The 12314-nt window shown below is 66.4% G+C and carries 8 protein-coding genes and 2 pseudogenes; 4 read left to right on the top strand and 6 right to left on the bottom strand.

Translation table 11 applies throughout. The features are described 5' to 3' along the window. Positions 1-12: 12 nt before the first annotated feature. The 4 genes from ACMHYJ_RS09785 to ettA all read right to left on the bottom strand — a co-directional run bounded on the left by ACMHYJ_RS09785 (position 13) and on the right by ettA (position 3402). Positions 13-570 (bottom strand): DUF2799 domain-containing protein, encoded by a 558-nt coding sequence (locus tag ACMHYJ_RS09785; protein WP_414245983.1) that lies wholly within the window; start codon positions 568-570, stop codon positions 13-15. Between the two features lie 18 nt (positions 571-588). Then, the gene (locus ACMHYJ_RS09780; protein WP_414245982.1) at positions 589-816 is read right to left on the bottom strand and encodes a hypothetical protein; all 228 of its coding nucleotides are present in this window, start codon (positions 814-816) and stop codon (positions 589-591) included. Between the two features lie 187 nt (positions 817-1003). After that, a complete protein-coding gene (locus ACMHYJ_RS09775; protein WP_414245981.1) occupies positions 1004-1561 on the bottom strand; it encodes an isochorismatase family protein in 558 nt (185 codons plus the stop codon). A gap of 167 nt (positions 1562-1728) precedes the next feature. After that, a complete protein-coding gene (gene ettA, locus ACMHYJ_RS09770; protein WP_414245980.1) occupies positions 1729-3402 on the bottom strand; it encodes an energy-dependent translational throttle protein EttA in 1674 nt (557 codons plus the stop codon). 150 nt (positions 3403-3552) lie between these two features. Here ettA and ACMHYJ_RS09765 point away from each other — a divergent pair, with 150 nt between their 5' ends. Further along, the gene (locus ACMHYJ_RS09765; protein ID WP_414245979.1) at positions 3553-4029 is read left to right on the top strand and encodes a hypothetical protein; all 477 of its coding nucleotides are present in this window, start codon (positions 3553-3555) and stop codon (positions 4027-4029) included. Positions 4030-4099: 70 nt separating this feature from the next. Here ACMHYJ_RS09765 and ACMHYJ_RS09760 read toward each other — a convergent pair whose 3' ends face one another. Both ACMHYJ_RS09760 and ACMHYJ_RS09755 read right to left on the bottom strand, forming a co-directional pair. Further along, positions 4100-5041, bottom strand: a complete 942-nt coding sequence (locus tag ACMHYJ_RS09760) for a glycosyltransferase family 2 protein (protein ID WP_414245978.1) — start codon at positions 5039-5041, stop codon at positions 4100-4102. 186 nt (positions 5042-5227) lie between these two features. Next, positions 5228-5356, bottom strand: a complete 129-nt coding sequence (locus tag ACMHYJ_RS09755) for a hypothetical protein (protein WP_003803595.1) — start codon at positions 5354-5356, stop codon at positions 5228-5230. A 76-nt stretch (positions 5357-5432) separates the two neighbouring features. On the opposite strand from ACMHYJ_RS09755, the pseudogene uvrA reads away from it, so the two are divergent. The 3 genes and pseudogenes from uvrA to pabB form a co-directional block, all read left to right on the top strand. After that, positions 5433-8342, top strand: a pseudogene (gene uvrA / locus ACMHYJ_RS09750) (excinuclease ABC subunit UvrA); the annotation flags it as partial. 78 nt (positions 8343-8420) lie between these two features. Continuing rightward, positions 8421-11054: pseudogene (locus ACMHYJ_RS09745) on the top strand (excinuclease ABC subunit UvrA); the annotation flags it as partial. After that, positions 11051-12313: an aminodeoxychorismate synthase component I gene (gene pabB, locus ACMHYJ_RS09740; RefSeq protein WP_414245977.1), complete on the top strand. Its 1263-nt coding sequence runs from the start codon at positions 11051-11053 to the stop codon at positions 12311-12313. The pseudogene ACMHYJ_RS09745 and the gene pabB, both read left to right, overlap by 4 nt. Position 12314: the final 1 nt, after the last annotated feature.

Raw genomic sequence — 12314 nt, 5'->3', positions numbered from 1 at the left:
CCCGCAAGTGGATCAATAGGGCCGGTTCCGATCAATATTGGCCAGATCGGCCCGCGCCCGCCGCAAGCTGTCGTCCAAATCCCGCAACTGGTTGCGCAGGCGCCGCTGCTTGTCCGGGTCTTTTTCCTTATCCAGCGTGTACTGCAGCTGCCGGGATTCGTTGTTCAGGCGCTCGACCCGCTGCTGGGCGTTATAGACGGCCAGCCCATGTCGATACGGCGCCAGGAAAGCGGCTTCCAGGTGCGCCGGGCAAACCCCGCGATACGAGCGCCCCGCCCGCCCCTGGTTAGCCCCGTTTTCGGGGGTGCAATACTGCGCAATGCCTTTGTCGTAGCCCTGGCGATATTGGGCCGTATCGGGCACCACCCCGACCCCTGCACAGGCCTCGTAGTGATCCGCCACCCGCGTGACGGCGTAGCCCTGGCGGCCATCCCGCATGCCTTGATCGACCCAATCGGCCGTCAAGCATTCACTTTCGGACATGGAGGCGCACGCCGACAGCAGCGCGACGCCCAGCCCGAGCATCAACCAGTGGAACGAACGATAAAAGACATGGGGATGTGCAGGCATGAAAGGAGAATAGATGGCTTATTTGTTTTTTCCGACTTGGTCGCCAATGACCCCGCCGATGGCGGCACCACCTACTGTGCCCAAAACCCCACCGCCGGTGACCACTGCGCCAGCAACGCCGCCGATCCCGGCCCCGGTCACGGCGGATTTCTGGCGATGGCTCATGTTGTCCCAAGAAGAACAACCGGCCATGGCGCCCACCACAATCAATACAGCACTGAATTTAACAAGCGCGCGAATCATCATAAAAGACTCCAGTGAGTTGTAACCTATTTCCGTTATAACGGGAAGCCTTTCTTTAAATTGTAAGCTCGTTGTACAGTTTGGTGAGCACCTGTCCCATCCCCAAAAGAGGCGGCAACAAGAGGCGGCAACCCGCCCCCGCCGCCGACCGGCCCCCGGGCCGGCGCCCGCCCCGCGCGCCGCAGACCCGCTACTTGACCAGCGCCAACACCTGCCGAAAAGCCGGATTGGCCGGAGTTTCCAGCCATTCATACATGACCATCTCCATCGTGACGGTTTCCAAGCCATAGCGTCGCCAGCGGCGGCAGGCCTCCGTCCGGTCCGACGCCCGGCGCGACCCGATCCCGTCGACCACCAGCACAGGATCGAAACCCGCCTGCGCCAGCCCCAGCCCTGTCTGCAACACGCAGATATGGGCCTCGGTGCCGGTCAGCAGCACTCGTCGGCGCCGGGCGGGCCAATGCGGCAAAAACCCGGGCTCCCGGCAGGCATTGAAATATGTTTTGGTTACAACCGTATCCTCGGCGGACAACAGCCCCGGCCGCGTCGGCCCGATTTTCCCGGGCCAATGCTCCGTGGCCCACACCGGCACCGACAACAGCCGCGCCGCCTGCGCCAACCGCGCCACCCGACCGCACAAGGCATCCGCATCCTGAATCGCGGGCAGCAGTTTTTCCTGCATATCCACGATCAGCAGCAGGCTGGTCTCCGCCGACACCAGCGCCTGGCTCAAATCCATATATTTCATCACCCCGCTCCTTCGATCATCCCGCCTCCCGGTGCAGCCGCCAAATGACGGCCCGCCCACCGATCCACGGCGAAAGACCGCAAAAACACAGCAAGGCACCCGAAAAACGAGGCGGGCGCTCGACTTCCACCCATGGATACCCGCTTATTCCACCCGTGGATACCCGCTTATTTCAGCGCCTTATATCGAATCCGCTTGGGTCGGGAAGCTTCCTCGCCCAGCCGCTGGCGCTTGTCCGCCTCGTATTCCTGGTAGTTGCCATCAAAGAACACGACTTTGGAATCCCCCTCGAACGCCAGAATATGCGTCGCAATGCGATCCAGGAACCAGCGGTCGTGGCTGATCACCAGCACCGACCCCGCGAATTCCAGCAAGGCGTCTTCCAGCGCCCGCAGCGTTTCCACATCCAGGTCATTGGACGGCTCATCCAGCAGCAGCACATTGCCGCCCGCAATCAGCGTCTTGGCCAGATGCAGGCGCCCGCGCTCGCCCCCCGACAGCTTGCCCACCTGCTTGTTCTGGTCGCCGCCCTTGAAATTGAAGCGCCCCAGATACGCCCGCGCCGGCATCTCGAAGCGGCCCACCGTCAGGAGATCCGCGCCATCGGCAATCGCATCGAACACGCTCTTGTCGTCCGGCAAGGCATCGCGCGACTGATCCACAAACGCCAGTTTGACCGTCTGGCCCAGCGTCACCTCGCCCGAATCCGGCGCCTGCTGCCCGGCAATCATGCGAAACAGCGTGGACTTGCCCGCCCCGTTGGGCCCGATGATCCCGACAATCGCCCCGGGCGGCACTTTGAAGCTGAGGTCGTCAATCAGCAGGCGATCGCCGAACGACTTGGACACGTTGGCGAATTCAATGACTTCGCTGCCCAGGCGCTCGGCCACCGGAATGAAGATTTCCTGGGTCTCGTTGCGTTTCTGGTATTCGTGCGAAGACAGCTCCTCGAAGCGCGCCAGACGCGCCTTGGCCTTGGCCTGGCGGCCCTTGGGGTTTTGCCGCACCCATTCCAGCTCTTTCTTGATGGTGCGCTGGCGGGCGGACTCGGCGGCTTCCTCGTGTTTCAGGCGGTCTTCTTTTTGTTCCAGCCAGGAACTGTAGTTGCCCTTCCAGGGGATGCCGTGCCCGCGATCCAATTCCAGAATCCATTCGGCCGCATTGTCCAGGAAATAACGATCATGGGTTACCGCCACCACCGTACCGGGAAACTGCCGCAAAAAGACTTCCAGCCATTCCACGGATTCCGCATCCAGGTGGTTGGTGGGTTCGTCCAGCAGCAGCATGTCGGGTTTGGACAGCAGCAGGCGGCACAGCGCCACCCGGCGCTTCTCGCCGCCGGACAAGGTGGCCACCGCAGCCTCCCAGGGCGGCAGGCGCAGGGCATCGGCGGCGATTTCCATTTGTGTTTCGATATCGTCGCTGCCGCTGGTGGCCGCCGCCGCGATCACAGCTTCGAGTTCGGCCTGCTCGGCCGCCAGCGCATCGAAGTCGGCGTCCTCGTCCGCATAGGCGGCATATACCTCGTCCAGCCGCTTGCGGGCCTCGAATACCTTGCCCAGGCCGGCCTCGACCGCCTGGCGCACGTTATGATCCGGGTCGAGCTGGGGTTCCTGGGGCAGGTAGCCGATGTTCAGGCCCGCCATAGGAATGGCTTCACCCTCGATATCCTTGTCCACCCCCGCCATGATTTTCAGCAGCGTGGACTTGCCCGAGCCATTGAGACCCAGCACGCCGATCTTGGCGCCGGGAAAAAACGACAAGGAAATATCGCGCAGAATCTGGCGCTTGGGCGGCACGATCTTGCCCACCCGGTTCATTGAATATACATACTGTGCCATGGCGTCACCGTCAAAGCTGTGGCCAAGGGATTTGGCCGCACAAAGCCAGTATTGTAGGCCGGACCGGGCAAAAGCACCGGCCGGCCGGCGCCCCCGCGTGCGCCGGGAACGGCGATAATGGCGGGAACGACACCGCAGCCGGAGGCTTCCATGACCCTACACTTCACCGATACAGACGCGGATCTCCTGGGACGCACCGCCGACGCCCTGTGCGCTTACATGGGCAAGCCGGTCATCGCCGAAATCGTGGTCGAAACCGACGACGACTACGAATGGGCCTTGTTCGCCCTGCCCCTGGGGCCGGATGACGATGACGATTGCCCGCGTGTCCAGGCGGGCGGCCCCGGCGCCCGGTTCGTCGGCAACCAGGGCGGGCTCGACCTGTCCGACGGTGAGCCCATCGACTGCGAATTCCTCTGGGCCATTCAACTCAGCGCACTGGAGGGCTGCCGCTATATCAAGGTGGATGCCGACGGCGAAGAAACCGGCTGGTCGGACGACCTGGCCGAACTGCTGCCTTTCCAGTTGGCCGACGACCCGCAACCCGACGACCAGGACGACCCCACGGAACTGGACGAACCGGACAACGACCCCGCCGGATCGGACGACCGCCCGGCCGGGCCGTAAGCCCGGGCGCCGCCGGGGCCGGGCCTGCTGCGGCCCGGAATGCCGCGGACGCCGGGGCGCCCGCGCCCTGTTATTTCGTGTTGTCGGCCACGCAATCGCGCACGAACAGGCCCAGCCCGACCGGCCACATGCACAGCACCAGGCAACGCGCGCCCAGGTGGGTCAGCTGCCGCCCGCCGGGCCGGGCCAGATGCCGCTGGCGCAGGTGCAGGGAAAACCGGGTATAGCGCGCCGCCGCCTTCAGAAACGCCACCGGCTGGTAGCGCAGCCACGGCAGACAGCATTCCACCGTGTCATAGGCCAGCAGCCACAGGCCCAGGGCGTGCCGGCTGCTGTCGGCCGCCTGGCCCTGACGGGACAGGCTGTCGGGGCTGTCGTGATATACCCGGAACACCTGATTGACGAAGCGGGTCAGGTAGCCCGCCCGGGCGATGGCCCGCCAGACCAGGCTCTCGGGGACAAAACCCGGGATGTCCTCGGGAAAAGGAAACTGGCGCAGCACGTCGGTGCGCAGACAACCGAATTTCTCACCCCGCACATGGTGGCGGAACGTCATGTCCAGCGACGTGATGTCCATCACATCCCGCGGGTACATATCCCCCACGATGCGCCCGTCCGGCCGGGCGCACAAACCGGTGATCGCCACATAGCGATGGCGCTGCGCCGGTGAAATCTGGTCCCAAACGGAAGCCATCTGATACAAGGCATTCGGATCCAGTTCGTCGTCGCTGTCGATGGCCACCAGCCACTCGCCACGGGCCTGGCGCACCCCATTGTTGAAGGCGGTTTTCTTGTGCTGGTTGGCTTGCCAGGTGTAGCGGATGGGAAAACTGGCCTCGGCCTGCCAGGCCTGCACCAGATCGCGCGTGTGGTCGGTGGAGCCATCGTCGATGATGACCCACTCGAAGTCCTGGAAGGACTGTTCGCGCAGCGACAGGTACACGCGCTGCAGCGTATGCGCCCGGTTGTAAGTGGGGGTCAGCACGGTGAACAAGTGACGCCAGCCTGCCATGCAAATGGGCTCCTCTGTCTTGTAATGGGCTGCCATGCCGAAACTGCGGGCGACAGCCACCCGCAAGGCTGGACTCAGCCGACTGATGCGAACCATGATAGCGGCAAAAAAAAACCACGGACTGTCGTATCCGTGGTTTCCATGAGGCCGAATTGTATGAAAACAATACGGCGGGCCGGGCGCGAATCAGACGCGCTTGACCTTTTCGAGCATCTTGAAGACGCCTTTGGGGGCGCGCACGAAAAGACGCTTGAAAGCCTTGCCTAAGCAACGGCGTTCTAGCGTGTTGCGCCGGGTGCGTTTGATTTCTGCCATGAGGTTCTCCGAAGCGGGCAATATGCGAAACATGGCATTTTAGCAAATATCCCGGGGAGAAGATTATGATGATGCCATGAACGCACCCATCCGTATTTTTGGTGCCCGCCAGAACAACCTGAAGAACCTGGATGTCACCATCCAGACCGGCGAATTGCTGGTGATCACCGGGGTGTCGGGTTCGGGCAAATCCTCGTTGGCCTTCGACACCCTGTATGCCGAAGGCCAACGCCGCTATGTCGAAACCTTTTCGCCCTATGCGCGCCAGTTCCTGGATCGCATGGACAAGCCCCGGGTGGATCGCATCGAAGGCATCCTGCCCGCGATTGCCATCGACCAGGTCAACCCGGTGCGCAATTCGCGCAGCACCGTGGGCACCATGACCGAGCTGAACGACCACCTGAAGCTGCTGTACGCCCGCGCGGGGCACCTGCACTGCGCCCAGTGCGCGCGCCAGGTTCAGCGCGACAACCCGGCCAGCATCCGGCAGCAGCTGGACGCGCTGTGCGCGCAAGACGACCCGCGCCTGGTCGTCGCCTTCCCGGTCGCCGTGCCGGACAACTTCACCGAAGACGAAATCCGCGGCTTCCTGCAGCAGCAGGGCTATACCCGGGTGCACACGCCTGCCGACACATCCAGCCGCACGGCCCCGGCTTCGGCGGGCACCCGCCGCTTGTTCGTGGTGCAGGATCGTTTCCGGCTGGGCAATGCCGAAGCCGCCCGGGTGGACGAGGCCCTGGAAACCGCCCTGCACCAGGGCAAGGGACGCCTGACCGTGTTCGCCCTGCGGGACGACGGCCAGGAAACCGTCTGGCGCTTCAGCGCGGGCCTGCACTGCGCCCACTGCGACATCGAATACAGCACGCCGCTGCCCAGCACCTTTTCCTTCAATTCGCCCCTGGGGGCCTGCGAAGCCTGCAAAGGCTTTGGCCGCGTCATGGGCATCGACTACGGCCTGGTCATCCCGGACGAGCGCCGCAGCCTGAAGGACGGGGCCATCAAGCCCTGGCAAACCCCCAGCTACCACGAATGCCAGGAAGAACTGGGAAAATACGCCGCCAAGGCGGGCATCCGCTTGAATGTCCCCTGGCAAGACCTGAACGCCGCCGAAAAATCCTGGGTCATCCACGGCGCCCCGGACTGGAAAGGCGGGCCATCGGCCTGGAAACGCCAGTGGTACGGCATCCAGCGGTTTTTCGACTGGCTGGAAACCAAGTCGTATCGCATGCACGTGCGCGTGCTGCTGTCCAAATACCGCAGCTATACCCCTTGCCCGCAATGCCGGGGGGCCCGGCTGAAACCCGAGGCCGGCCTGTGGCGCCTGGGGCGCGACACCCAGCCGATTCCCGGCTATCCGCGCTTCAGCCCGGCCGGGACGCACTGGACGACCGGCCAGCTGGCCGCGCTGCCGGGCCTGGGGCTGCACGACTTGATGCGTCTGCCCATCGAACGGGTGCGCGACTGGTTCGACGCCATCGAACTCGGCCAGGCGCTGGACGACGCCTTGATCGAACTGCTGGACGAAGTGCGCACCCGGCTGCGCTTTCTGTGCGACGTGGGTCTGGGCTATCTGTCGCTAGATCGCCAAAGCCGCACCCTGTCCGGCGGCGAAGTCCAGCGCATCAACCTGACCACGGCCCTGGGCACGTCCCTGGTCAATACCCTGTTCGTGCTGGACGAGCCCTCGATCGGCCTGCACCCGCGCGACATTCACCGCATCGTCCAGGTCATGCGGCGGCTGCGCAACCACGGCAATACGCTGGTGGTGGTCGAACACGACCCCCAGGTGATGGTGGCCGCCGACCGTATCCTGGACGTCGGCCCCGGGCCGGGCGAACGCGGCGGGCAGATCATTTTCGACGGCAGCCCGGCCCAGCTGGCCGCCGCCGACACGCCGACCGGGCGCTACTTCAGCGGCCGGCAGCGCATCGAGGCCCCGCGCCCCATGCCCGTGGCCGACAACACCCCGCGCCTGCTGCTGCAGGGGGTGCGGGCCAACAACCTGCAAAACATCGACCTGTCCTTACCCCTGGGCCGTCTGGTCTGCCTGACCGGGGTGTCGGGTTCCGGAAAATCCACCCTGGTGCAGGATGTGCTGTACCCCGCCTTGCTCAAGCACCTGGGGCGGCCCACCGAAGCCCCGGGCGCATTCGACACGCTGCTGGGGGCCGAGCAGATCGCCGACGTCATGCTGGTGGATCAGACCCCCATCGGCAAGACCGCCCGCTCCAACCCCGCCAGCTATGTCGGGGCCTTCGATGCCATCCGCAAGCTGTTCGCGGCCGCCCCCCTGTCGCAGGAGCGCGGCTACACCCCCGGCACCTTCAGCTTCAACTCGGGCGACGGCCGCTGCCCCGGCTGCGGCGGCACGGGCTTTGAACACGTCGAAATGCAGTTTCTGTCGGACGTCTACCTGCGCTGCCCGGATTGCGACGGCCGCCGCTTCCGGCCCCAGATCCTGGAAGCGCGCATCGAACACCTGGGCCGCAGCGCCTCCATCGACGAGGTGCTGGACATGACCGTCAGCGAGGCCCTGGATTTCTTCAAGGGTCTGCGCGACGTGCAATGGGGGCTGGCCCCGCTGGCCGACGTGGGCCTGGAATATGTGCGCCTGGGCCAGCCGGTGCCCACCCTGTCAGGCGGCGAAGCCCAGCGCCTGAAACTGGCCGGCCACCTGGCCAAGGCCGCTAAATCCCGCGCCCCGCAGCATTTGCTGAAGGGCAATCTGCTGTTGTTCGACGAGCCCACCACCGGCCTGCATTTCGACGACATCGCGCGCCTGATGCAGGCCTTTCGCAAGCTGCTGGCGGCCGGCCATTCGCTGCTGATCATCGAACACAATCTGGACGTGATCCGCGCCGCCGACTGGGTCATCGACCTGGGCCCCGAAGGCGGCGACCAGGGGGGGCGGGTCATGGCCCAGGGCACCCCGGACACCCTCATGCGGCATCCAGACTCCCACACGGGCCAGGCGCTGGCCGACTATCTGCGGCAGCTGGACAACCCCGCCCTGACGCTGCAAGAGCCCGCCCCGGCCTCGGCGCAGCCCGCGTTCAGCCGCGATATCCAAATCGTCAACGCCCGTGAGCACAACCTGAAAGGCATCGACGTCCACATTCCCCGGGACACCTTCACGGTCATCACCGGGGTATCAGGCTCGGGCAAGTCCACCCTGGCCTTCGATATCCTGTTCAACGAAGGCCAGCGGCGCTATCTGGAATCCCTGAACGCCTATGCGCGGGCTATCGTGCAGCCCGCCAGCAAACCCGACGTGGACGCCATCTACGGCATTCCGCCCACCGTGGCCATCGAGCAGCGCACCAGCCGGGGCGGGCGCAAATCCACCGTCGCCACCATGACGGAAATCCACCACTTCCTGCGCCTGCTGTACGTGCGCCTGGGCACGCAGATGTGCCCGGATTGCCAGGTGCCGGTGGCCCCGCAGACCGCGGATCAAATCGTGGCCCAGCTGCTGCGCGACCACGCGGGCGACCACATCGGCCTGCTGGCCCCGCTGGTGACGGCGCGCAAGGGCTACTACACCGACCTGGCCAAATGGGCCGCCAGCCACGGTCACAGCCACCTGCGGGTGGACGGCGAATTCACCCCCGTCAAGCCCTGGCCCCGGCTGGATCGCTATCAGGAACACACCATCGAACTGCCGGTGCGCGACTTGATCGTAGACGTGCGCGACGAAGCCGCTCTGCGCGACGCCGTGCGCGAGGCGCTGGTGCTGGGCCACGGCACTTTCCGGGCGCTGTGCGGGCTGACCGCCCCCGGGCCGGATCTCGCCGCCCGCCGCGCCGCCGGCCTGGCGCCCCACCCCCTGGTTCTGACCTTTTCCATCAAGCGCGCCTGCCCGGAGTGCGGCACCAGCTTCCCGGAACCCGACCCGCGCCTGTTTTCCTATAATTCGCGCCACGGCTGGTGCCCCGGCTGCTTCGGCACCGGGCTGGCGCTGGCGGGCTTCACCGCCGACCAGACCGGCGAGGAAGCCGGCTGGCTGGAAGACGGCGACGCCCCCCTGGCGGCCTGCCCGCAGTGCCAAGGCCAGCGCCTAAACCGGGTGGCGCTGGCGTTTCGCTGGCGGGATCTCTCCATCGCGGATCTGGCCGCCCTGCCCGTCAGCGACGCCCAGCGCTTTTTCCTGAGCCTGGGCATCCAGGGGCGCGAGGCCGAGATCGCCCGCGACATCCTGGCGGAAATCCGCGGGCGGCTGAACTTCATGATGGACGTGGGGCTGGGCTATCTGGCGCTGGATCGCGCCGCGCCCACCCTGTCGGGCGGCGAAGCCCAGCGCATCCGCCTGGCCGCGCAGCTGGGCTCCAACCTGCAGGGCGTGTGCTATGTGCTGGACGAGCCCACCATCGGGCTGCATCCGCGCGACAACCGCATCCTGCTGGACGCCCTGGCCCGCCTGGAAGGCAATGGCAATACCCTGGTGGTGGTGGAACACGACGAAGACACCATCCGCCGCGCCGGCCACGTCATCGACATCGGCCCGGGGGCCGGCGTGCGCGGCGGCATGGTGGTGGCCCAGGGCCGCGTGGACGACATCGCCCGCCACCCGGCGTCCCTGACGGGGCGCTACCTGCGCCAGCCCCTGATCCACCCCATGCAGCCGCGCCGCGCGGTGGACAAGCAAACCCCGGCCGTCGAAATCGTGGACGCCACCCTGCACAACCTGCGCCGCGCCCGGGCACGCATCCCCTTGGGGCGTCTTAGCGTGGTGACCGGGGTGTCGGGGTCCGGCAAATCCACCCTGGCGCGCGACGTCCTGCTGGACAATCTCAGCCGCCGGGTGGGCAGCCGCCTGAGCACCCCCTGGCAGGGCTGCCGCGACATCCGGGGCTGGGAAGCCATCGACCGCGTGCTGGAAGTCGACCAGACCCCGATCGGCAAGACCCCCCGATCCTGCCCCGCCACCTATATCGGCTTCTGGGACGACATCCGCAAGCTGTACGCCAGCACGCGCGATGCCAAGCTGCGCGGCTGGACGGCTTCGCGCTTTTCCTTCAACACGGGGGCGGGCCGCTGCCCCGAATGCGACGGCCAGGGCATGCGCACCATCGAAATGAGTTTCCTGCCCGATGTCAAAGTGCCCTGCGAAGCCTGCCACGGGGCGCGCTTCAACCACGAAACCCTGGCCGTGCAATGGAACCAGCTGAACGCGGGCGCCGTGCTGCGCATGGAAGTGGACGACGCCATCGGACATTTCGCGGCGCACCGCAAAGTCGCTCGCGCCCTGCAGCTGATGCAGGACGTGGGGCTGGGCTACCTGACCCTGGGCCAGCCTTCACCCACCCTGTCGGGCGGCGAAGCCCAGCGCATCAAGCTGGTGACCGAACTGACCAAGGCGCACCTGGACGAGGGCGTGATCCGCACCGGCCGAGCCTCGCGCATCCCGCACACTCTGTACGTGCTGGACGAGCCCACGGTGGGCCTGTCCACCGCCGATGTGGAAAAGCTGATCGGCGTACTGCACCGGCTGGTGGATGCGGGCCACACCGTGGTGGTCATCGAACACAACCTGGACGTCATGGCGGAAGCCGACTGGATCATCGACCTGGGCCCCGAAGGTGGCGACCAGGGGGGCCGGGTCGTGTCCCAGGGCAGCCCGGAAGATATCTGCCGGGACAGCACGCACACCGGCCGCATCCTGGCCGAATTCCTGCAGCGCCAGGCGGCGGCCGCATGAGCCCCGCCCTGGAGACCCCCTGCGCCGTCCAGGACGCCGCCGGCGCCCGGCAGGATCACCGCCGCCCGGCGGCATGCCGCTTCGACGACGCCTTATCGGGCTGGTCGCTGCGCCTGGATCAGCCAGCCGAACGCATTGCCGTGCACCGCCAGGCCGACCTGCCCGATGCCTGGGCCGCCATCGCGCAGGCCGGCCGGCAGGGCCACTGGGTGGCCTTGCTGCTGGACTACGAATTGGGCGATTGGCTGAACGACCCGCCCGCCGCGCCGCGACCGACCCAGCCGATCGAGCCCCAGCCCCGCCTGACAGCCCTGGTGTTCCGGCAGGCCAGCGAACAGGGCCAGCGCCCCGACCCCCGGCGCCGGATCGCCCACGCCGCCCGTCCGTCGCCCGCCGACCCGGACGATACCCACTGGGCCATCCACGACGCACAGGCCAGCCAGACCTTGGCGCAATACCGCCTGGCCATCGCGGCCATCCGCCAGGGCATCGCCCGAGGCGATTATTACCAGATCAACCACACCATCGCGCTGCAGCTGGACTGGCCGGCGGCGCTGCCCCCGGATCAGGCCTATCACGCCCTGATCCGGCAGCACCCCGTGGCGCATGGCGCATTCATCCAGGACGGCGCGCGCCAGGTGCTGTCCCTGTCGCCGGAACTGTTCGTGGCCCGGCGCGGCAACACCCTGTATACCCGCCCCATGAAAGGCACGGCCCCGCGCCACACCGACCCCATTCAGGATCGGGCCGCCGGCCAGGCCCTGCTGCGCAGCGAGAAAAACCGCGCCGAAAACCTGATGATCGTGGATCTGCTGCGCAACGACCTGGGCCGCATCGCAACGCCCGGCAGCGTCCAGGTGCCCGCCCTGTTCGACCTGGAAGCCTACCCATCGGTCTGGACGCTGACCTCGTCCATCCAGGCCGAGGCCCCGGGGGCGTCGCTGGCCGACATCCTGCGGGCCCTGTTTCCCTGCGGTTCCATCACCGGCGCGCCCAAACTGGCGGCCATGCAGGCCATCCGCAGCCTGGAAGGCCGCCGCCGGGGAATTTACTGCGGCAGCGTGGGCTGGCTGGCCCCCGACGGAGACTTTTCACTGAACGTCGCCATCCGCACCCTGGAACTGCATGGCCGGCGCGCCCAGTTCGGCGTGGGCGGCGGGATCGTCTTCGATTCCGACGCCGACCAGGAATGGCAGGAATGCCACTGGAAGGCCCGCATCCTGAATGGCTGGAATGCCGCCGGCAAGCCAGCGCCTTGAA

This window comes from Castellaniella hirudinis (genome assembly GCF_047468865.1).
In the GTDB taxonomy this organism is placed as follows: Bacteria; Pseudomonadota; Gammaproteobacteria; order Burkholderiales; family Burkholderiaceae_B; genus Castellaniella; species Castellaniella hirudinis_A.
The sequence above is the reverse complement of the archived record's forward strand: the minus strand, read 5'-3'. Positions and strand labels throughout refer to the sequence as shown.

What these genes read in the sequence shown, in the direction of transcription:
- ACMHYJ_RS09760 (WP_414245978.1), bottom strand. Translation starts at nt 5,041, where the DNA reads ATGGCAGGCTGGCGTCACTTGTTCACCGTGCTGACCCCCACTTACAAC.
- ACMHYJ_RS09775 (WP_414245981.1), bottom strand. Translation starts at nt 1,561, where the DNA reads ATGAAATATATGGATTTGAGCCAGGCGCTGGTGTCGGCGGAGACCAGC.
- ACMHYJ_RS09755 (WP_003803595.1), bottom strand. Translation starts at nt 5,356, where the DNA reads ATGGCAGAAATCAAACGCACCCGGCGCAACACGCTAGAACGCCGTTGC.
- ACMHYJ_RS09780 (WP_414245982.1), bottom strand. Translation starts at nt 816, where the DNA reads ATGATGATTCGCGCGCTTGTTAAATTCAGTGCTGTATTGATTGTGGTG.
- pabB (WP_414245977.1), top strand. Translation starts at nt 11,051, where the DNA reads ATGAGCCCCGCCCTGGAGACCCCCTGCGCCGTCCAGGACGCCGCCGGC.
- ACMHYJ_RS09765 (WP_414245979.1), top strand. Translation starts at nt 3,553, where the DNA reads ATGACCCTACACTTCACCGATACAGACGCGGATCTCCTGGGACGCACC.
- ACMHYJ_RS09785 (WP_414245983.1), bottom strand. Translation starts at nt 570, where the DNA reads ATGCCTGCACATCCCCATGTCTTTTATCGTTCGTTCCACTGGTTGATG.
- ettA (WP_414245980.1), bottom strand. Translation starts at nt 3,402, where the DNA reads ATGGCACAGTATGTATATTCAATGAACCGGGTGGGCAAGATCGTGCCG.